The sequence below is a fragment of the Streptomyces sp. NPDC050161 genome (assembly GCF_044460025.1).
Classification (GTDB): Bacteria; Actinomycetota; Actinomycetes; order Streptomycetales; family Streptomycetaceae; genus Streptomyces.
Genome location: NZ_JBITJM010000014.1, coordinates 1 through 18,558 on the forward strand (window position 1 = coordinate 1; position 18,558 = coordinate 18,558).

Below are 18,558 nucleotides of genomic sequence, written 5' to 3' on the forward strand. Positions count from 1 at the left end.
CTACGAGCGCAAGGCTGACCACTTCCTCGCCTTCACCAGCATCGCCTGCACCCTCATCTGCTACCGCAGACTCGCCAAATGAGATGACTTCTTAGTGCCGCGCGGATACGGTCGATGAGATCCGGGCGGGGGACATCTGGTGCGGCCGGCACTGCCCCCACCATGACGCCCCAGTCGAACTCGCCGAGCTCATAGGCCAGATGGCGCCCGGGGGTGAGGAGTTCCTCGCGAAACCCCGCCAGGGGGAACACGCCGTCGAACTCGCCCGAAGCGCGACGGTGGATCTCGAATGCCAGATAGTTCGTCAGTCGGCCGGCAGACTCATGGCCAAGACCGCGGCAATGCTCGTTTCGGAGTCGCCGCATGCGTTCCCGTAGCTGATCCCGCAGCTGATACCGCTGCCTGGAATCCACCGAGATTCGTGCGCGGCCCAGTTGGTGCAGCTCGTCATCGTTCATTCCCGCCGGCTCGTCTCGCCAGCGTCCGCGCTCCATCAACCGCTGAAGGTGCTCGCGGAGCTCGTGTGGATCGTCGACACTCAAGGCCCGGTTCAACTGCACCGCCTTGGGGTGGAGCCGCATGTTCGTGATCAGTCGATACGACCCTGCCCGCGGCCGTGCGCGGATCATCCGAAGCAGGATGCCGAAGGCATCAGGAGCAGACATCTCCGTACCTGAACCGCCGGACTTTACCTGGGCTGCATGGATGCTGCCGCGGTGTTGATCGACAAGTTCGAAGTCGATTGCGTCGGGGTCCGTCGAGTCTTCATCCGGTGTGGTTGCGGGTTCGATCAGTGCTGCAGCGACTCCGGGGAAGCGGTCTTCTGCGGCATCGAGAAGCGCTTCCAGTGTCACGAGGTACTGGTATTGGAACCCATCTGCTGCCGCCTGCCCCCCGCGCTCCGTCACCCGGTGCCCCTCCCGCCCGTATGAAGGTAACCAACCTATCGGGCACCTCGGACATCGGTCGCCTGAGACCGTATGGCGGTGGGCCGGCCGGGGGCATGGTGTGCTGCGGTCTGACCACTGAGGGGTCTTCATCCTGACGCGGCAGCGAGGTGAAGGGCGAGAACGGCCTCGACGATCGCGGTGCTGCGGTTGGTACTGCAGCACAGTTTTCTCAGGAGGGCCAGCCCTTAAGGCGTCGTTTCATTTGGTGAGGCGGCGGTAGGTAATGAGAGCTGCGGCTATGCCGACGAAGGCGAGGAAGTGTTGCGCTTTGCGTTCGTAGGGTCGGTGGAGGCGTCGGCAGCCGCTCAGCCAGGACACTGTCCTCTCCACTACCCAGCGGTGGCGGCCGAGCCGTTGCGAGGGGTGATGCCGCGCTCGCGGAGCCATCGTCGCAGGTGACGGTAGTCGTAGCCCTTGTCGGCGTGCAGCTTCGCCGGAGGCCTGCGACGCGGGCCGCGTCGGGACCGGATGGGCGGGATGCCTCGCACGAGCGGCGCCGGGCCGAGACTGTCGTGCATGTTGGCGCTGGATATCCCCAGCGACAGCGGCAGTCAGTTTCGGTCGATGATCAGGTGGATCTTCGATCCCGACTTGCCACGGTCGGTCGGATTCGGTCCGGTCAATGGCCCCTTTTTGCGGCCCGGACACTGACGGAATCGATCGCGCATCGGGACCAGTCCAGCTCGCCTCGCGCGCCGAGTTCGTCGAGGATGACGCGGTGGAGCCGGGCCCACACACAGTCCCGGCTCCACTGCGCGAAACGCCGGTAGACCGTGGGCTAGGCCGGCCCGAACACCGGCGGCAACTGCCGCCAGGTGCAACCAGAGGTCGCCACGAACAAGATCGCCGTGAGCACCTCACGATCACCCGCCCGCGCCCGGCCCCACCCTGCGGACGCCTCACCACCGTCGGCTCAACCACCCGACGAAACAACACCCACAACTCATCCGGCACCAACCGCTCAACCAGATCCGTCACGACCTGCCCAACGGCCACCAGACACCAAAAGAAACGACGTTTTAGGCCCCGCGCGAGTATCGACTGGGCTAGGGCGGGTCTGCTCGTACCACGCGTACTATTGAAGAGAGTTGGTCTGCTGGGGGATTAGAGGGGTACGTACTCGACACTGATTCGGGTGTTTTGCTATCGGTGATGCAGCTGACTGGCTCTGGTTGCGATAAGCGTGGCGGTGTATAGCAGGTTGGCACGGGGTGAGGGATTGTGACGGAGCGTCTGCTGCTGGAGGTGGCAGATGACGGCCGGGTGACGGTTCTGGCATGGCCGACTGGGGAGTCATACCCCAGCCAAGTGGGCGATCCGGTCGAGTTGGTCCAGCCGTTGGACGGGTCGGCGTTGGAGGAGCTGCGCTGGTATCTGGAGGAGTATCTGCGGGCGCCGTTCGGGGTGTACGGCGAGCGGGGCTCGCAGGTGGCTGCCGAGCTGCGACGGTGGGGCGAGCAAGTCTTCGAAGCAGTGTTCGGCGCAGGGTCGGCGCGGGATGCCTACATTCGGGCACGAGCACATGCGGAAGCTCGCGACGGCCGCGTGGAGCTGGTGGTGAGGTCGGAGGCGGCGGAGCCTTTGGGTTGGCCATGGGAACTGATGGCTGACCCGAACCGGCCGACGCCGCTCGCGCTGGATACACAGATGGCCGTCTCGCGCACCATGCCGACCGCGGACCGGGGAGAGGTCTTCACGGTCGAGGGGGAGCGGCTGAGAGTGCTGATGGTGATCTCTCGGCCGCGCGGCACCCAGGACGTGGGCTATCAGATGATCGCTCACCCGTTGCTGGACCGCCTGGCTGCCGTCCGAGGGAAGATGGATCTGGTGGTGCTGCGCCCGCCGACACTAAAGGGGCTACAGGAGGCGCTGGCCCAAGCGCGGGAGGCGGGTGAGCCGTTCCAGATCGTGCACTTCGACGGACATGGTGTATTCGGCCAGCCATCCGGCCTGTTGGGCGAGGCGGGCAGGCCGGTGATGTTCCGGGGACCAGGGCCGCAAGGGATGCTGGCTTTCGAGAAGTTGGAGGGAGGACGGGACCTGGTGCCCGCCGATGAGGTGGCACGAGTGCTGAAGCAGGCGCGAGTGCCAGTGGCAGTGCTCAACGCCTGCCAGTCGGCGGCGCTGGGATCGCAGGCCGAGGCGGCCGTGGCGACGCGGCTGCTGCAGGAGGGCACCGCAGCCGTAGTGGCGATGGCCTACAGCGTGTACGCGGTGGCGGCTGCCGAGTTCATGGCGGCGTTCTACGAGCGGCTGTTCGCCGGTGACCGGGTGACCGAAGCGGTCGCCGCTGGCCGCCGCCGCTTGGCCCAGCAGGATCTTCGGCCGTCGCCGAAGGGCATGATGCCGCTGGCGGATTGGGTGGTGCCGGTGCTGTATTCTCGCAGCGAGGTCCGCTTACCCGGTCTGCACACGGAGCGCCAGGCTGGTCAGTCTCTGGAGGAGATGCTGGACCAAGTCCGCGAGACTCCCCACACCGGCGAGACGGGTCCGGAGGGGACGTTGGAGGCGGTAGGGGAGTTCATCGGGCGTGACGCCCTGCTCTACACCCTGGACGTGGCCGCCCGACTTCAGCGTGTGGTGGTGCTGCACGGGCCCGGAGGGACGGGCAAGACTGAACTGGCCAAGGCGTTCGGCCGATGGTGGCGCGACACCGGGGCACTGGACCATCCAGACGGGGTGATCTGGCACTCCTTCGAACCCGGCGTCGCTTCCTTCGGTCTGGACGGCGTGATCACCAGCATCGGACTGCGCCTCTTCGGCAATGAGTTCGCCCGACTCGGCCCTGAGCGGCGCCAGACCTTGGTGGAAAAGGTCCTGTGCGAACGGCGGCTGCTGTTGGTGTGGGACAACTTCGAATCCATCCACACCATGCCCGACCCCACCCAGGCCACCCCGCCCCTGCCGGAGCAGGACCGCAATCGGCTGCGCGACTTCCTCGCCCGCATCGCCGCCCACGGCACCAGCGCGGTCATCGTCACCAGCCGGACCCCGGAATCCTGGCTCGGTCCCCAGATGCGCAGGGTGGAGGTGCCCGGGCTGGATACTGAGGAGGCTGGCCAGTATGCCGACTACCTCCTGGCCTCCTACCCTGATTCCCAACAACGGCGGGAGTCGCGGGCATTCGGAGAACTGATGCAGTGGTTGGACGGACACCCGCTCAGCATGGGCATCATCCTGCCTCACCTGGACACCACCCACCCGCAGGATCTACTGGCCAGCCTTCAGGGCACCACCGCTCTGCCCGACACTGCAACCGGCGAGCGCACCACCTCCCTCGCCGCCAGCATCACATATTCCTTCACGCACCTGCCCGCCGCCGACCAGCACGCCCTGAGCGCGCTCAGCCTCCTCCACAGCGTCGCCGATGCCAGCGTCCTAGGTACTTTCTCTGTGGACCCGGACGTTCCTCAGCTGTTCCGTGGCCGCGCTACCGCCGAGTGGACACAACTGCTGGACCGCGCGGCGGGGGTAGGGCTGCTGACGCCGTTGCGGGCGGGGATGTATCGCATCCACCCGGCCCTGCCCGCCTACCTCACCACCCACTGGCAAACCCAGGCCCTCGACACTTACCACCACCAGCGCACCGCCGCCACCCTCGCCCTCATCGTTGCCCACGCAGCCTTCGGCTACTGCGTCACTGAGCAGATCAGCAGCAGTGACGCCCAGCTCACCATGTCACGGATCCACCATCAGCAGCGGACACTGAGCAGCATGCTCGGCCACGCTCTCGACCAAAGGCTATGGACCCACGCTCATTACATCGCCCGGCCGCTGAACGACTACTGGAACGCGCGGGGGCTGACGGAAGAGGCCCGCTCTTGGGTCGACCGGGCACGGCTGGTCCTGGAAACCGCCGACGGCATCCCACCCAACCTGGACACCCCCGCTGGCTCCTTGTGGCAGTTCCTGGTCGTATCTCAAGCCAACCGACAGACGGAGGCCGGCCAGTTGGATCAAGCGGAGCGCACCTACCGCGGCATCCTCAACGCTCTGCAACAGCAGCCCACCACACCCCAGCAACGCTTCGGTCTTAGCACCACGTACCACCACCTCGGCAGAGTCGCCCAGGAGCGGGGTTGTCTGAAGGAGGCCGAGAACTGGTATGGCCGATCCCTCACCATTCAAAAGGAGCTCGGCGACCGTCCGGGCATGGCCAGCACCTACCACCACCTCGGTGTGGTAGACCAGTTGCGGGGTCATCTGGGGAAGGCAGAGGACTGGCATGGCCGATCCCTCGCCATTGAGAAGGAGCTTGGTAATCGGCCGGGCATGGCCAGCACCTACCACCAGCTCGGCATCGTCGCCCAGGAGCGGGAGCGGCTGGAGGAGGCCGAGGAGTGGTACTGCGAATCCCTCGCCATTGAGAAGGAGCTTGGTAATCGGCCGGGCATGGCCAGCACCTACCACCAGCTCGGCGTGGTCTCCCAGCTGCGGGGGCGGCCGAAGGAGGCCGAGGAGTGGTATCGCGAATCCCTCACCATTAACGAGGGCCTCGGCAACAGGCCTGGCATAGCGCACACTTACCACATGCTTGGCACCGTCGCTCAAGGGTGGGGACAACTGGAAGAGGCCGAGGATTGGTATCGCGAAGCCCTCGCCATCAACGAGAATCTGGGCAATCAGCATGGCATAGCCACCAACTATGGACAGTTCGGTCTCTTGGCCAAGGCACGGCAACAGCCGGAGAAGGCATTGGAGTGGATGGTTCGGTGCGTGGCCCTGTTTGAGCAGGTCCCGCATCCGTCAACCCGATCAGTCACCACTCATCTCAAGCGGCTGACCCATGCCCTGGGAATCGAGGCCCTTGAACGGACCTGGCAGGCCGTCACCGGCCACCATCTCCCGCCTGCGATACGCCACTACGTCATCACAGCCCCGTCCACAACTGTCTGACGAACACTAGGAGAACACCCACATGGCTGACCCGATCGGGCTCGGCGCACGATCCGCTGCACAGCGCCTCGCCACCCCGAACAATCTCGACCTCCCAACCGACGTGGAAGCCGCCCTCCATGCCCGCGAGACCACCACGCGCCCCGATCAGTATCTGGACCCGATCTCGCTCGGCGCGCTCATCGTGAGTGTGGCCAGCCTTGCCTGGACGGTCTACAGCGACCTCAGAAAGCAAACCCCCAGACCCCATCACGACGTCATCACTCGCCACGTCCGCATCCGACTCGGTCAAGCCGAAATGTCCCAACCGGCCCTCAGTTCCGCGGACCGCGACCGCTACATCGACATCACCATTGAAGAAACGCTCAACGCAGCACAGGGCCCCGTCTCTGGCCAGAACTGAAGACGACGGCCCGCTGTCGGAGCCCGAGCCTCGGTTCGGACCGTCTTGATTGCGCGAGTGCGTATGTCCTCTACACCTCGTCGTCCTGCTGCTCAGCTTCTCAGCACGTCGGAGGGGCTGATGCAGGCTTGGGCGACAGGTTCAGTGACGCGGCCTGAAGGCCGGTGTGGTCGTGGCAGTTTCGAATGCGACGGGGGCAAGTCCGCCGGGCGAGGTCTGTCGGCGGCCTCGGCGGTAGATCCTCCCGATCCAGGTGGCGATCGCAATCCGCAGGTTCCTGACGGGTGGAGCATTTTCGCGACCACGGTGGAGGACCAGGTCTTCGCGGCAGGCGGTTCGATTCCCTCGATGTTGAATGCTTTGGCGATGCTGTAGGCGGATTCGCCGGCCAGGAAGTCCTGGAAGATGCGGGCAACGACATCGGCCTCTTCGGGGACCAGCTGACCCTTGTGCTCGCCCTTGCGGATCCATCCGTAGGCGATCCGGCCTTGGACTTCGCCGTCTCGGGCGGCGGAGAGATGCTGGCGGGCGACGCGGCGTGCGGTGTCTTCGGAGGACTTCAGCGCCATCACGCACATCATGCGGGCCATGTGCCGGTCGTTGTCGTTGATCAGGTTCATGCGGCCGCCGGTGGCGCCTGTGACGGGGCGTTGGACGTACTCGACGATGTCGATGAGGTCTTCGAGGTCGCGTGGTTGGCGGACGAGCCGATCGAGGTCGTAGAAAATGACGCCGTCGATCACCCCGAGGGCGAGGTCGGCGAGCAGTTGGCGGAACTCGGGTCGTAGGACGACCCAGTCGATGGTGCCGTCGGGCTTGGTGATCTTGCGCTTTTTGAAGGCGGAGGTGTCGTTCTCCTGTAGATCTTGGCGAACGGTCCCCAGCGGAGCCGGGTCCGGCTGTCCTCGGCGTCTTCGAGCTGGCGGTCGACGCCGGCCTCCAGTCCGTAGCGGTCGGAGGAGATACGGAGGTAGGCGGCGGGGCGCTTCGGGGTGTACGAGGCCAGGTGGTCGTAGAGATTGAGGGTGACCTGTCCGCCGCGGGCGTGGGCGGGGACTTCGAAGTCCTCCCAGGCGGTGGGGAGGGCGGTTGCTGGCACGGTGTCGGCTCCTGGTCTCGATGGTCCCGATACCAGGCACTTTCCGTTGAACTCCGCGGTTGGGCGGTGCTGTGGATCCTTTGTAGAATCCGCGGCTCCGCCCATGGATACTGATCTTCATGCGCGTTGACTTCGACCCTGCCGAGATGCCCCGTAGCGACTTCTACAAGCTGCTGACCGCCACGGTCGTGCCGCGGCCGATCGCATGGGTGTCAACCATCGATCAGTATGGCGTTTGTGCGAATCTTGCCCCGCACTCCTTCTTCACCATCGCCAGTGTCGCCCCGCCCGTCGTCCAGTTCACGTCCGTGGGGCGCAAGGACTCGTTGCGGAACGTGGAGGCCACCGGTCAGTTCGTGGTCAACTTCGCGCCGGAGGGGATGTTCGAGCAGATCAACGACACGGGCACCAACTTCCCGCACGGCGTGAGCGAGTTCGAAGCGGCCTGCATCGAATCCGAGCCCAGCCTGCGGGTCAAGCCGCCGCGGGTGGCGGCCTCGCCGGTGGCGCTGGAATGCGAGCTGCACAGCACGGTCGGCATCGGTGACTCCACCCTCGTACTCGGCCGGGTGGTGCACGCGTCCGTGGCCGATGACGTACTGGTCGACGGGCACGCGGAGATCACCAAAATGCGGCCGTTGAGCCGGCTGGGCAAGGACGAATGGGGCACCCTCGGCGACGTCCGGGAGATCGCCCGCATCCGGCACGCGGACTGGCAGGGGCCCGCGGGCGGCCGGTGACGGAGGGACGCCCGCCCCGGCAGCCGGTCCGGCTCAGTTCCCCCGGCCCTGGCCCGCACCGCGCGCCGGTGCCGGGGGAGTGGCCGCCCCGCGGACCCGGAGGCCGTCGAGGAGTTCCTGGGTGGCCGCCGCGACGGCGTCCACCGCCTGCTCGAAGACGGCACGGTTGTGGGCGGCCGGGGCGCGGAATCCGGACACCTTGCGTACGTACTGCAAGGCCGCGGCCCTGACGTCCTCGTCGGTGACGTCGGGGGTGGCGGGCGGGCGGAGCGTCTTGATACTGCGGCACATGTGTCCAGTCTGCCTCCGGGAGCCGGCGCGGGCAGGCGGTCCGGTGGCACGCGGGCCGACCGTGGCATCGGCCGGGGCGCCGTGGGGAGTTGGCCCGCCCGGTGCGGCGCGCTCAGGTGAGGCCGGTGACACGCATGGTGATGTTGAGGCGGCCGTGTGTGAGACCGCAGGCCGGGTCGCAGGTGCCCGGGTGCACCTTGGGCACCCCGTGGTACGCGAACCGGGAAGGCCCGCCGAAGACGAACAGGTCACCCGACCTCAGCTCGACGTCGGTGTACGGCTTGGTGCGCGTCTCGGTATTGCCGAACCGGAAGACGCAGGTGTCACCGATGCTCAGCGACACCACCGGCGCCGCGGAGCGTTCCTCCTTGTCCTGGTGCATCCCGAGCTTGGCCTGGCCGTCATAGAAGTTGATCAGCGCGGTGTCGGGCGCGTAGCCGTCACCCGCCGACGCGTCGTCGTACGCATCGGCCAGCGCGCGACGCCCCCACGCGGCCAGCCAGTCGGGAAACTCCGGCACGCGCGCGCCGTTGACGTCATCGGCGGTACGCGTATAGGCGTACGGCTGCCAGTGCCAGCCGATGCAGACGGTCTGCACGGACATCACGCCGCCACGGGGCAGCTTGGTGTGCCGGATGGGCACCGGGCCGGTCGCCCAGCCCCGGCAGGCGGCGACAAGCCGCCGCTGCTCCTCCAGGGACAGCCAGCCCGGCAGGTGGACGGCGCCCGGCGCGAGCACCTGCCTGCCCTGGCGCGACGGAGCCGCCGATCCGTCGGCGGAGCCGTCCCCGGGGGCCGCACCAAGGCCGCCCAGGTCTTCGAAGCCGGGAAGTGGCGTGCTCATCGGTACCTCGGGTGCTTCGGGTGCGCTGCCGGTGAAGGCGGGGGCTGTGGCGGACGGGCCGCCCGTGGGCGGCGTCCCTCCCAGCGTGGCACGTTCACCGGCCCCGCCTCCCGCCGTCCGTCTCCGATTCTCCGGCACCGGGCGCCATCGATCCGGCGGAAAACCGACCTCACGACGGCGCCAGGGCCGGGACCGGCCCGCGGCGGCCGACGGTCACGCCTCGTTCAGGCACCGCCGTACCGCCGCCACCAGGCGGGTGGCCCGCGGGTCGCCGTGCCCGATCATCTTGTTGGCGACGTAGGCGAAACCGACCTCCTGCGCGTCGTCCGCGAAGCAGAACTGCCCGCCGGCGCCGTCGCTGCCGAGGCTGCGCGGGCCGAGCTGGGGGCGGAACGCGGAGTCGAGCAGGAAGCCAGAGCCCCAGCGGGTGCCCATGTCGAAGCCCGACCACGAGGCGCCGGACGACACCTCCCGCGTCGCGTCGGTGACGGTGCCGGCATCGAGGAGCCGCGGCTGCCCGTCCACGCCGGTGAACGCCGCCGCGTAGACCGTCGCCAGGCCGCGCGCCGACGCGACCGCCCCGGCACCGGGCAGCTCGGCCCGCAGCAGGTCGGGGTCGTTCCAGCCGTGGGGCTCGTCGACACCGGGGAAGGCCAGCGCGCCGTTCATCGTCACGATGCGCATGACCAGCGACGCGGCGTCGGGCATGGCGGGCCGGCCGTCGGCCTCGACGAGCCGCGCCAGCCGGCCGATCTCGTCCTCCGGCAGGCCGATCCAGCACTGCGCCCCCAGCGGGTCGCCGATGGCCTCCCGGAAGTACGCGCCGGGGGTGCGGCCGGTGATCCGGCGTATCACCTCGCCGACGAGGAACCCGAAGACATGACCGTGGTACTCGTACGCCTCGCCCGGCTCCCAGTAGGGCTGCTGTTCCTCGATGGCGCGGATCACCGGGGTCCAGCCGACGACGTCGTCGAAGCTGAGCGCGCGGTCCAGGGCGGGCAGGCCGGCCCGGTGCCCGAGCACCATCCGCGTCGTGATGTGCTCCTTGCCCGCACGGGCGAATTCCGGCCAGTAGCGGCTCACCGGGGCGTCGAGGTCCAACTGCCCGCGCTGCGCGAGGAGATGGGCGCAGATGCTGACGATGCCCTTGGCGCAGGAGAAGACCGGGACGACGGTGTCCTCCTGCCACGGCCTGCCCGTCCGCCGGTCCGCGACGCCGCCCCACAGGTCCACGACCTTGCGCCCCCGGACGAACACCGTGACCGCCGCGCCGAGTTCACCGAACTCGGCGAAGTTCCTGGCGAACTCGTCCGCCACGGCCCCGAATCGTTCGTCCGCCCCGCCGTTGTGCTCCATCGCCCGCATCTCTCCCGTGCCCGCATCCGTCTCGTGGCTGTACCCGCGCCGGGACCTTGATGCCCCGGCGCGGCTGGTCACGGTACGTGGTCCGCACCCCCTCCCACGAGCGGTTTTCCTTGTCACGGGCCGGGCGGCCGACGGCTGCCTTCGGGGTCTAGGTCCTGTCGTCAAATTCCCGTCTGCCCCGCGACGCCTGGCACGCACGCTCGCCGCGTTGTCGGGATCTCCCCGGTACACCCAGTACCGGGAAGACCCTCCGCCTTGCGAACGCACGCACCAGACGCCGCGGGGCCTGCCCTCCGGGCAGACGACGGGAATTTGACGACAGGACCTAGGCCACGGACGGTGGCGGACCGGAAAAACATGTGCGGATCAGGTATCCGGTTGACAGGCTGAGGCCATGAACTCTCAGCACGACCCCGCCCCCGGTCCCGCCACCCCGCACGGGGCAACGGACTGGATCACCACACCCCTCACCGCTGACCTCCTGCGCGGCGCGCTCGACGTGGAGCACACCGACCACGGAGTGCTGCCGCACCGGCTGCCCGCACGTGCCCGTGCGCAGTACCCCGACGGGCAGCTGGCCACGGCGGAGGCCCAGCCGTCCGGCGTACGGCTGGTGTTCCGCACCCGGGCCACCGCCGTCGAACTGGACACGCTCCGCACCAAGATGGCCTACCGAGGCGCCCCGCCCCGCCCGGACGGCCTGTACGACCTGCTCGTCGACGGCCGGCAGGCCGGGCAGGCAAGCGTGACCGGCGGCAACGTCCTGACGGTGGACATGACCACCGGGTCCAGGGAAACCCAGCCGGGACCGGTCGGCACCGTCCGGTTCTCCGGCCTGCCCGACCGCGTCAAGGACGTCGAGATCTGGCTGCCGTACAACGAGATCACCCAGCTCGTCGCGCTGCGCACCGACGCGCCCGTCGACGCCGTGCCGGACAACGGCCGCGCGGTGTGGCTGCATCACGGCAGTTCGATCAGCCACGGTTCCAACGCCGCGAGCCCCACCACGATCTGGCCGGCGCTGGCCGCCTCCCTCGGCGGTGTGGAGCTGACCAACCTCGGCTTCGGCGGCAGCGCCCTGCTCGATCCGTTCACCGCCCGCGCCCTGCGGGACACCCCGGCGGACCTGATCAGCATCAAGATCGGCATCAACGTGGTCAACATGGACCTGATGCGGCTGCGCGCCTTCACCCCGGCGGTGCACGGCTTCCTCGACACCATCCGGGAGGGGCACCCCACCACTCCGCTCCTGGTCGTCTCGCCCATCCTGTGCCCCATCCACGAGGACACCCCGGGCCCCGCCGCCCCGGACTTCAGCAATCTCCGCGAGGGACAGCTCCAGTTCAAGGCCACGGGAGACCCCGCGGAACGGGCCGCAGGCAAGCTGACCCTCAACGTCATCCGGGACGAACTGGACCGCGTCGTGCAGCAGCGGGCAGCCGACGACCCGAACCTGCACTACCTGGACGGCCGCGACCTCTACGGCGAGGCGGACTTCGCCGAACTGCCGCTGCCCGATCAGCTCCACCCGGACGCCGCCACCCACCGCCGCATCGGCGAACGCTTCGCCGCGCTGGCCTTCGGCGCCGACGGCCCGTTCGCCACCGAGCGCGGCTGAGCCGCCCGCGGCGCACCGTGCCGGAACGCCCTACGCCGCCTCGACGACCTCTGCCCGCACCGCGAACGTCCAGTTCTCCAGCAGCTCCGCGTACTCCGTCATGTCCTGTGCGGTCCACGACCAGCCGCGCCTGGCGCGCACAAAACACCGGATCGCTTCGTTCGCCTCGGAGGCAGGAAGGGACGGGCCCGGGTGGGCAGAGGGAGTTGGGGACATGTGAGACATGCTAGGGGCAGCCACTGACAACGCCTCACCTCGCGAACGCCCCGGGCCGGGCAGGGGTGTTGCCGCGGTCACTCCTCTTCCTCCCGTCAACTCGCTGACCAGCAAAGACGTTCGAACGTCGGGGGCGATGGAACTGTCTGCATGTGTCCAGTCCCACACGCTCAGCGACCGCGGCACCGGCCGCCGGCCGGGCCGGCCGGCTCCCGGCTCAGCCCGCGGATTCGGCGGCGTGCGGGCTCAGGGCCCCGGCGGCGATCAGCGCGAACAGCGCGATGCCCAGGACGATCCGGTAGACGACGAACGGGAGGAAGCTCTTGCTGGAGACAAAAGCCATAAACCAGGCGATGACCGCGTAGCCGACGGCGAACGCGATGACCGTGGCGAAGAGGGTGGGCCCCCAGGCGACATGGCCTTCGCCCGCGTCCTTCAACTCGTAGACGCCGGACGCCAGTACGGCCGGTACGGCGAGGAGGAAGGAGTAGCGGGCCGCGGACTCGCGGGTGTAGCCCATCAGGAGGCCGCCGCTGATCGTGGCGCCCGAGCGTGAGACGCCCGGGACCAGGGCCATGGCCTGGCAGATGCCGAACAGCAGGCCGTCCTTGACGCCGAGATCGGCGAGGGTCTTGCGCCGCTTCGCCGCGCGGTGCCGGCCGCCCTTCTCGTCACGGGCGGCCATCCGGTCCGCGATGCCGAGCACGACACCGAGGACGATCAAGGTGGTGGCGATGAGCCGGAGGTCGCGGAACGGCCCTTCGATGGCGTCCTTGAGGGTGATGCCGAGCACGCCGATCGGAATCGAGCCGACGATCACCAGCCAGCCCAACTGCGCGTCATGGTCGTGCCGGAGGTCGCGGTTGACGAGCGAGCGGGCCCAGGTCGAGACGATCCGTGCGATGTCCTTGCGGAAGTAGATGAGTACGGCGGCCTCGGTGCCGATCTGGGTGATGGCGGTGAAGGCCGCTCCCGGGTCGTGCCAGCCGGCGAACGCGGCGGTCAGCCGCAGATGCGCGCTGGACGATACGGGCAGGAACTCGGTCAACCCTTGGACGAGTCCGAGAACGAAAGAGGCAAACCAGCTCATGGAAGGCAGCAATCCAGGGATGATCGACAGGGGGAGTTGGGGGAGTGGATCATGAGGTAGTCGCGGCAGCGTAGCGCCGGGAGATGGCCAAAGGACTACGTTCCGTTGGCCATCTGGTGCCTGTGAGGGAGAGCGGGCAGGCAGGTGGGGGAGCGGGCAGGCCGGGGGCAGTTCGGCGTCGGGGCCCCGGCAGCCCGGCGGCGTACGTGCTCAGGTTCCGCGCAGGGTCTTCCGCTTGCACCACGCGACGATCAGGGCCGCCAGCCCGCTGACCGCGATGAATCCCATGGCGATGAGGAACGTCGGCGAGGTGGGGGAGGAGGCCCGAGCCCCGGCGATGGCGTACGCGGCGGTGTTCGGCACGCTGCCGAGCGCCGTGGCCAGGAGGAAGGGCAGCCAGCCCATGCGGGAGACCGCCGCACAGTAATTCGTCGCGCAGAACGGCAGGCCGGGGAGGAGGCGGATGGCCAGCATCGAGCGGAATCCGTGGTTGCTCAGCTGCCGGTCGGCGGCGGTCAGCCACCGTGCGCGCAGCAGAGGACGCAGCGCGTCCTGGCCGAGCAGGCGGCCGAGGCCGAAGGCGAGGCCGGAGCCGAGCACCGTCCCGGCGAGCGCGGTGGCCAGCCCTGCCTGGCTGCCGAAGAGCGCGCCGGCCGCGAGATTCAGGACCGGGCGCGGCACGAACGCCGTGGTGCACACGCCGTACGCCACGGCGAAGACCACCAGCGCCGTCGGGCCCGACATCTGTGGCAGCCGGCCACCCGTCAGGAGGTGCTGCGGCTGCCACAGCAGCATCGCGGCGGCGGCGCAGCCGAGCAGGAGGAGGAGCAGGCCGAGCCTGGCCCAGGGGGAGAAGAGCACACGCGTGCAGCGCGCGGCGAGGCCGTCAGGCGTTGCGGCGGGTTCCAACACCCGGGGAGCGTAACCGACCGGGCCGCCCGGTGACCGTCATCCGGCCCGCACGGTCACCGGGGCGGCTCCGCCGCCCGCGCGTGCGCCTCCCGGCCGGGGCAATCCTCCGGCCCGGCCCCGTAAATTCGCTCGACGCCCCGTCCACGGCCCGGCACCATGGGCGTCATGTTCCGGCCCGCCTTCCTCCCGCTCCCGTCCGCCCTCGCGGACGTCGATGCGCTGAAGGCTGCCGCCGTTGCCCCTGTCGCAGGCGGGGCGACCGCCGCTGCGGCACAGACCGCCGCCGTGTCCGTCGCAGCCGGCGGCACGCGAAGCTGACCCTCTCCGGATCGTCCGGCGGACCCCGCAGGGGGAGGGTCGGATGTTCTCAGGGGTCTCCACGGCGCCAAGCCGCCGTCGTCACCGCAGTGTTGCGAGGAAGAACAACGCCATGCCCAAGACGGCATACGTACGCACCAAGCCGCATCTCAACATCGGCACCATGGGCCACGTCGACCACGGCAAGACCACCCTGACCGCCGCCATCACCAAGGTCCTCAGCGACCGGGGCAGCGGCACCTTCGTCCCGTTCGACCGGATCGACCGGGCCCCGGAGGAGGCCGCCCGCGGCATCACCATCGCCCTCTCGCACGTCGAGTACGAGACCGGTACCCGGCACTACGCCCACGTCGACATGCCGGGCCACGCCGACTTCATCAAGAACATGGTCACCGGCGCCACCCAGCTCGACGGCGGGATCCTCGTCGTCTCGGCGCTGGACGGGATCATGCCGCAGACCGCCGAACACGTTCTGCTCGCCAAGCAGGTCGGCGTGCGGCACCTCGTCGTCGCCCTCAACAAGGCCGACGCCGGAGACCCGGAGCTGACCGACCTGGTCGAGCTGGAGGTGCGCGAACTGCTCGACGCGCACGGCTACGACGGCGAGCACGTCCCCGTCATCCGTGTCTCCGGGCTGCGCGCCCTGGAGGGCGACCCGCGCTGGACGGCGGCGATCGACGCGCTGCTGGACGCCGTGGACACCTATGTCCCGATGCCCGAGCGGTACGTCGACGCACCGTTCCTGCTGCCGGTGGAGAACGTCCTGACCATCACCGGGCGCGGCACCGTCGTCACCGGCGCCGTCGAGCGGGGCACGGTACGCGTCGGCGACCGGGTGGCGGTGCTCGGCGCCGGGGCACAGACCACGGTCACCGGCCTGGAGACGTTCGGCAAACCGATGGAGTCCGCCGAAGCCGGGGACAACGTCGCGCTGCTGCTGCGCGGTCTGCACCGCGACCAGGTGCGGCGCGGGCACGTCGTCGCGGCACCCGGCAGCGTCACCCCGCGGCGCCGGTTCACCGCCGAGGTGTACGTCCTGTCCACCGAGGAGGGAGGCCGCCGGACGCCGCTGGCCACGGGCTACCGGCCGCAGTTCTACCTCCGTACCGCGGACGTGGCGGGCGACCTCGACCTCGGCGACAAGGCGGTCGCGCGCCCCGGTGAGACGGTGACGGTCTCGGTCGAACTGGACCGGGACGTGCCGCTGGAGACCGGCCTCCGCTTCGCCATCCGCGAAGGCGGCAGGACGGTCGGCGCGGGCACCGTGCGCTCCGTCGAAGGCCACGACTGACCGGCGGGAGCCCGGAACCGGCAGGCCGTGGCGGGCGTTCCGCACGCCTGCCCGGCGCGTGAGGCCGGGCGGTACGGACACGGCGGCGTGTCCGTACCGCCCGTTTCGCTCTCCCTGTGGGCGGCGCCTCGCCCCGGCCGCCGTACAACAAGGACGAGTCCCGCCCGCCCCCGGCCGACCGGCACAATGGGACGGTGGACGAAGCACCCGAGCCGATACCGGTCACCCGCGCCGTGGACTGCGGCACCGCCAAACTGATGCCCGACGTCGACCGGCCGCGTGCCTGGCTGCTGACGGTGGACGGCGCACCGCAGTCGTACGTCGACCTCGACGCGCCCGGCCACCTGGAATTCGAGTACGTCCGCAGGCTGGCCCACGTCCTGGACGAGGCCGCGGCCCCCGGCTGTCCGCTCGACGCCCTGCATCTGGGCGGCGGGGCGCTGACCCTGCCGCGGTATCTCGCGGCCACCCGTCCCCGCTCACGGCAGCTCGTCATCGAGGCCGACCGCGGGCTCATCGGCCTGGTGACCGAGCGGCTGCCGCTGCCCGCCGGGTCCGGTGTCACCGTGCGGGACCAGGACGCGAGGAGCGCCCTGGAAGCGGCGGCGGACGACAGCGCCGATGTCATCGTCGGCGACGTCTTCGGCGGCTCCCGGGTGCCGGCGCACCTCACATCCGTCGAGTACGCCCGCGCCGTGGCACGCGTGCTGCGGCCGGACGGCGTCTACGCGGCGAACCTCGCCGACAGCGCGCCGTTCGGCTTCCTGCGCGGCCAACTCGCCACCTTCGCCTCGGTGTTCGCGCATCTCGCGCTGATCGCCGAGCCGTCCGTGCTGCGGGGCCGCCGCTTCGGCAACGCGGTGCTGGTCGCCTCGTGCGCCCCGCTGCCGCTGGCCGAACTGGCCCGCCGGGCGGCGGGCGACGCCTTCCCCGCCCGGGTCGAACACGGTACGGCGCTGCGGAAACTGATCGCGGGCGCGGCCCCCGTCAAGGACGCGGACGCGGTCGCCTCACCCGTGCCACCGGACGGCGCCTTCAGCATCGGCTGACCCGGGCGGGGCCGACGGCCGCCCGCTACCCCGCGGGCTCCGCCACCCCCGCCGCGGACCCGGCCGGCGCGTCCGCCTGCCCCGGCTCCCGCGGCGGACGACGGGTCAGCCGCCGCACGTCGGGCACGCACAGCACGGCCGCCGTGAGCAGGGCGATCAGCGCGGAGCAGCCCCACAGGGCGGCCTTCCGGCCGATGAGGTCCTGGACCGGCCCTGCCAGCGCGGTGGCCAACGGGACCATGGCCAGCGACCCGAGCCAGTCGTACGACGAGACGCGGGAGAACTTGTCCTCCGGAATCTCCTGGTGCAGCGCCGTCATCCACGTCACGGCGAAGACCTCGACGGCGACACCGGTGGCGAACATGATCGCGGTCAGTCCCGCCGCGGGCAGCGGCACGGCCAGCGCGGCCGACGGGAGCGCGAGCGGGAAGACGCAGAGGGAGCCGACGAACAGCAGGCGGCGCGGGGTGAGGCGGGTCATCAGCAGCGCACCGCCGACGGTGCCGGCGCCGAACGCGGCGAGGGCGATCCCCCAGGGCCCGGAGCCCCCCAGATACTCGTCGGCGACCATCGGCCCGTAGACCGACTCGGCCGCCACGATCACGGCGTTGACGACGGCGAACTGCACCACCACCGCCCACAGCCAGGGCCGCGAGATGACCTCGCGCCAGCCGTCGCGCAGATCGTGCAGCAGGCCGGCGCCGGGCGTCCGCTCGGGCACGCCGCTCACGTCGAGGAACGCGCGCAGCGCACCGGCGAGGGCGAAGCAGAGCGAGTCGATGGCGAGGACCCAGCCGGGCCCGACGGCGGCGACCAGCGCGCCGCCGAGCGCCGCCCCGCCGATGTTCGCGCCGTTCATCCCCATCCGGAAGACGGCGAACGCCCGGCCGGAGTGCGCGCCGGAGACGCTGGCGAGCACCATGCCTTCGGACGCGGGCGCGAAGAATGCCTGCCCGGTGCCGCCGAGCGCCGCCAGCACCGCCATCTGCCACAACTCCGGCCGCCCGGCCAGGACCAGCGCGGCGAAGGCGCCCTGGGAGAGGCAGCTGAGGGCGTTGGCGGCGACCATCACGCGGTGCCGCGGCAGCCGGTCGGCGAGCGCACCGCCGACGAGCAGGAACAGGACGAGCGGCACCGTCCGCGCGGTGGCGACGAGTCCGACGTCGGTGGCGGAGCCGCCCGCGCCGAGCACCGCGAAGGCGGACGCGATCAGGGCGCCCGAACTGCCGAGGCCGGCGATCACGGTGGCCGCCGTGAGGAGGGTGTAGTTGCGTCCCGCCCAGGCGGGACGGGCGATCACCAAGACCGGCCCCGTCGCACGGCTGCCGCCGCCGGCCGGGAGGCGGACCGGTGCCCGGCCTCCGCTCCGCGGTGTCCCGGGTGCGGATGTCTCTCGTCCCCGGGCTGCTGCTGTCCTGACCACATGGGGATCAACGATATGCGCGCGGCGGACCGCCGGTCACCGCCCTTCCGGCC

The 18,558-nt window shown here is 69.9% G+C and carries 16 protein-coding genes and 1 pseudogene; 6 read left to right on the top strand and 11 right to left on the bottom strand.

The window, feature by feature from the left end; translation table 11 throughout:
* Window positions 1-53 precede the first annotated feature (53 nt).
* Window positions 54-908, bottom strand: a complete 855-nt coding sequence (locus tag ACIBK8_RS22415) for a hypothetical protein (RefSeq protein ID WP_399043560.1) — start codon at window positions 906-908, stop codon at window positions 54-56.
* Between the two features lie 240 nt (window positions 909-1,148).
* Window positions 1,149-1,919, bottom strand: a pseudogene (locus ACIBK8_RS22420) (IS5 family transposase).
* Between the two features lie 252 nt (window positions 1,920-2,171).
* On the opposite strand from ACIBK8_RS22420, the gene ACIBK8_RS22425 reads away from it, so the two are divergent.
* Window positions 2,172-5,846 carry a tetratricopeptide repeat protein gene (locus ACIBK8_RS22425; protein ID WP_399043561.1) on the top strand — a complete coding sequence of 1,225 codons (3,675 nt, stop codon included), beginning with the start codon at window positions 2,172-2,174 and terminating at the stop codon, window positions 5,844-5,846.
* Between the two features lie 22 nt (window positions 5,847-5,868).
* Window positions 5,869-6,249, top strand: a complete 381-nt coding sequence (locus tag ACIBK8_RS22430) for a hypothetical protein (RefSeq protein ID WP_399043562.1) — start codon at window positions 5,869-5,871, stop codon at window positions 6,247-6,249.
* A 92-nt stretch (window positions 6,250-6,341) separates the two neighbouring features.
* Here the strand turns inward: ACIBK8_RS22430 and ACIBK8_RS22435 are convergent, their stop codons facing one another.
* Together ACIBK8_RS22435 and ACIBK8_RS22440 are read right to left on the bottom strand one after the other, a co-directional pair.
* Window positions 6,342-6,992 (bottom strand): recombinase family protein, encoded by a 651-nt coding sequence (locus tag ACIBK8_RS22435; RefSeq protein WP_399043563.1) that lies wholly within the window; start codon window positions 6,990-6,992, stop codon window positions 6,342-6,344.
* The gene (locus ACIBK8_RS22440) at window positions 6,989-7,348 is read right to left on the bottom strand and encodes a hypothetical protein (RefSeq protein ID WP_399043564.1); all 360 of its coding nucleotides are present in this window, start codon (window positions 7,346-7,348) and stop codon (window positions 6,989-6,991) included. Before ACIBK8_RS22440 ends, ACIBK8_RS22435 begins: the two co-directional genes overlap by 4 nt.
* Before the next feature lie 119 nt (window positions 7,349-7,467).
* Between ACIBK8_RS22440 and ACIBK8_RS22445 the strand changes: the two genes are divergently transcribed.
* Entirely contained in the window at window positions 7,468-8,088 is a 621-nt protein-coding gene (locus ACIBK8_RS22445; protein ID WP_399043565.1) for a flavin reductase family protein, read from the top strand.
* 33 nt (window positions 8,089-8,121) lie between these two features.
* On the opposite strand, the gene ACIBK8_RS22450 is transcribed toward ACIBK8_RS22445, so the two are convergent.
* From ACIBK8_RS22450 to ACIBK8_RS22460, 3 genes are all read right to left on the bottom strand, one after another.
* Complete coding sequence (locus tag ACIBK8_RS22450) at window positions 8,122-8,379, bottom strand: DUF2277 domain-containing protein (protein WP_399043566.1); 258 nt, start codon at window positions 8,377-8,379, stop codon at window positions 8,122-8,124.
* A gap of 112 nt (window positions 8,380-8,491) precedes the next feature.
* On the bottom strand, window positions 8,492-9,223 hold the full coding sequence (locus ACIBK8_RS22455; protein WP_399043567.1) for an alpha-ketoglutarate-dependent dioxygenase AlkB family protein: 732 nt from the start codon (window positions 9,221-9,223) through the stop codon (window positions 8,492-8,494).
* Window positions 9,224-9,436: 213 nt separating this feature from the next.
* Entirely contained in the window at window positions 9,437-10,579 is a 1,143-nt protein-coding gene (locus tag ACIBK8_RS22460; protein ID WP_399043568.1) for a serine hydrolase domain-containing protein, read from the bottom strand.
* 403 nt (window positions 10,580-10,982) lie between these two features.
* Between ACIBK8_RS22460 and ACIBK8_RS22465 the strand changes: the two genes are divergently transcribed.
* Window positions 10,983-12,206, top strand: coding sequence for a GDSL-type esterase/lipase family protein (locus ACIBK8_RS22465; protein ID WP_399043569.1), 1,224 nt, complete (start codon window positions 10,983-10,985; stop codon window positions 12,204-12,206).
* A gap of 30 nt (window positions 12,207-12,236) precedes the next feature.
* Here ACIBK8_RS22465 and ACIBK8_RS22470 read toward each other — a convergent pair whose 3' ends face one another.
* The 3 genes from ACIBK8_RS22470 to ACIBK8_RS22480 all read right to left on the bottom strand — a co-directional run bounded on the left by ACIBK8_RS22470 (window position 12,237) and on the right by ACIBK8_RS22480 (window position 14,424).
* Window positions 12,237-12,422, bottom strand: a complete 186-nt coding sequence (locus ACIBK8_RS22470) for a hypothetical protein (protein ID WP_399043570.1) — start codon at window positions 12,420-12,422, stop codon at window positions 12,237-12,239.
* 217 nt (window positions 12,423-12,639) lie between these two features.
* On the bottom strand, window positions 12,640-13,512 hold the full coding sequence (locus tag ACIBK8_RS22475; RefSeq protein ID WP_399043571.1) for an undecaprenyl-diphosphate phosphatase: 873 nt from the start codon (window positions 13,510-13,512) through the stop codon (window positions 12,640-12,642).
* Window positions 13,513-13,722: 210 nt separating this feature from the next.
* Window positions 13,723-14,424, bottom strand: a complete 702-nt coding sequence (locus tag ACIBK8_RS22480; RefSeq protein WP_399043572.1) for a TVP38/TMEM64 family protein — start codon at window positions 14,422-14,424, stop codon at window positions 13,723-13,725.
* A 430-nt stretch (window positions 14,425-14,854) separates the two neighbouring features.
* Between ACIBK8_RS22480 and tuf the strand changes: the two genes are divergently transcribed.
* Together tuf and ACIBK8_RS22490 are read left to right on the top strand one after the other, a co-directional pair.
* Window positions 14,855-16,033, top strand: coding sequence for an elongation factor Tu (gene tuf / locus ACIBK8_RS22485; RefSeq protein ID WP_399043573.1), 1,179 nt, complete (start codon window positions 14,855-14,857; stop codon window positions 16,031-16,033).
* A 194-nt stretch (window positions 16,034-16,227) separates the two neighbouring features.
* A complete protein-coding gene (locus ACIBK8_RS22490; RefSeq protein WP_399043574.1) occupies window positions 16,228-17,082 on the top strand; it encodes a spermidine synthase in 855 nt (284 codons plus the stop codon).
* A gap of 25 nt (window positions 17,083-17,107) precedes the next feature.
* On the opposite strand, the gene ACIBK8_RS22495 is transcribed toward ACIBK8_RS22490, so the two are convergent.
* Window positions 17,108-18,385 (bottom strand): MFS transporter, encoded by a 1,278-nt coding sequence (locus ACIBK8_RS22495; protein ID WP_399043575.1) that lies wholly within the window; start codon window positions 18,383-18,385, stop codon window positions 17,108-17,110.
* Window positions 18,386-18,558: the final 173 nt, after the last annotated feature.

Bases quoted from the DNA above. Each gene is read 5' to 3' on its own strand.
- ACIBK8_RS22460 (WP_399043568.1), bottom strand. From the start codon at position 10,579: ATGGAGCACAACGGCGGGGCGGACGAACGATTCGGGGCCGTGGCGGAC.
- ACIBK8_RS22465 (WP_399043569.1), top strand. From the start codon at position 10,983: ATGAACTCTCAGCACGACCCCGCCCCCGGTCCCGCCACCCCGCACGGG.
- ACIBK8_RS22430 (WP_399043562.1), top strand. From the start codon at position 5,869: ATGGCTGACCCGATCGGGCTCGGCGCACGATCCGCTGCACAGCGCCTC.
- ACIBK8_RS22470 (WP_399043570.1), bottom strand. From the start codon at position 12,422: ATGTCCCCAACTCCCTCTGCCCACCCGGGCCCGTCCCTTCCTGCCTCC.
- ACIBK8_RS22445 (WP_399043565.1), top strand. From the start codon at position 7,468: ATGCGCGTTGACTTCGACCCTGCCGAGATGCCCCGTAGCGACTTCTAC.
- ACIBK8_RS22450 (WP_399043566.1), bottom strand. From the start codon at position 8,379: ATGTGCCGCAGTATCAAGACGCTCCGCCCGCCCGCCACCCCCGACGTC.
- ACIBK8_RS22475 (WP_399043571.1), bottom strand. From the start codon at position 13,512: ATGAGCTGGTTTGCCTCTTTCGTTCTCGGACTCGTCCAAGGGTTGACC.
- ACIBK8_RS22455 (WP_399043567.1), bottom strand. From the start codon at position 9,223: ATGAGCACGCCACTTCCCGGCTTCGAAGACCTGGGCGGCCTTGGTGCG.
- tuf (WP_399043573.1), top strand. From the start codon at position 14,855: ATGCCCAAGACGGCATACGTACGCACCAAGCCGCATCTCAACATCGGC.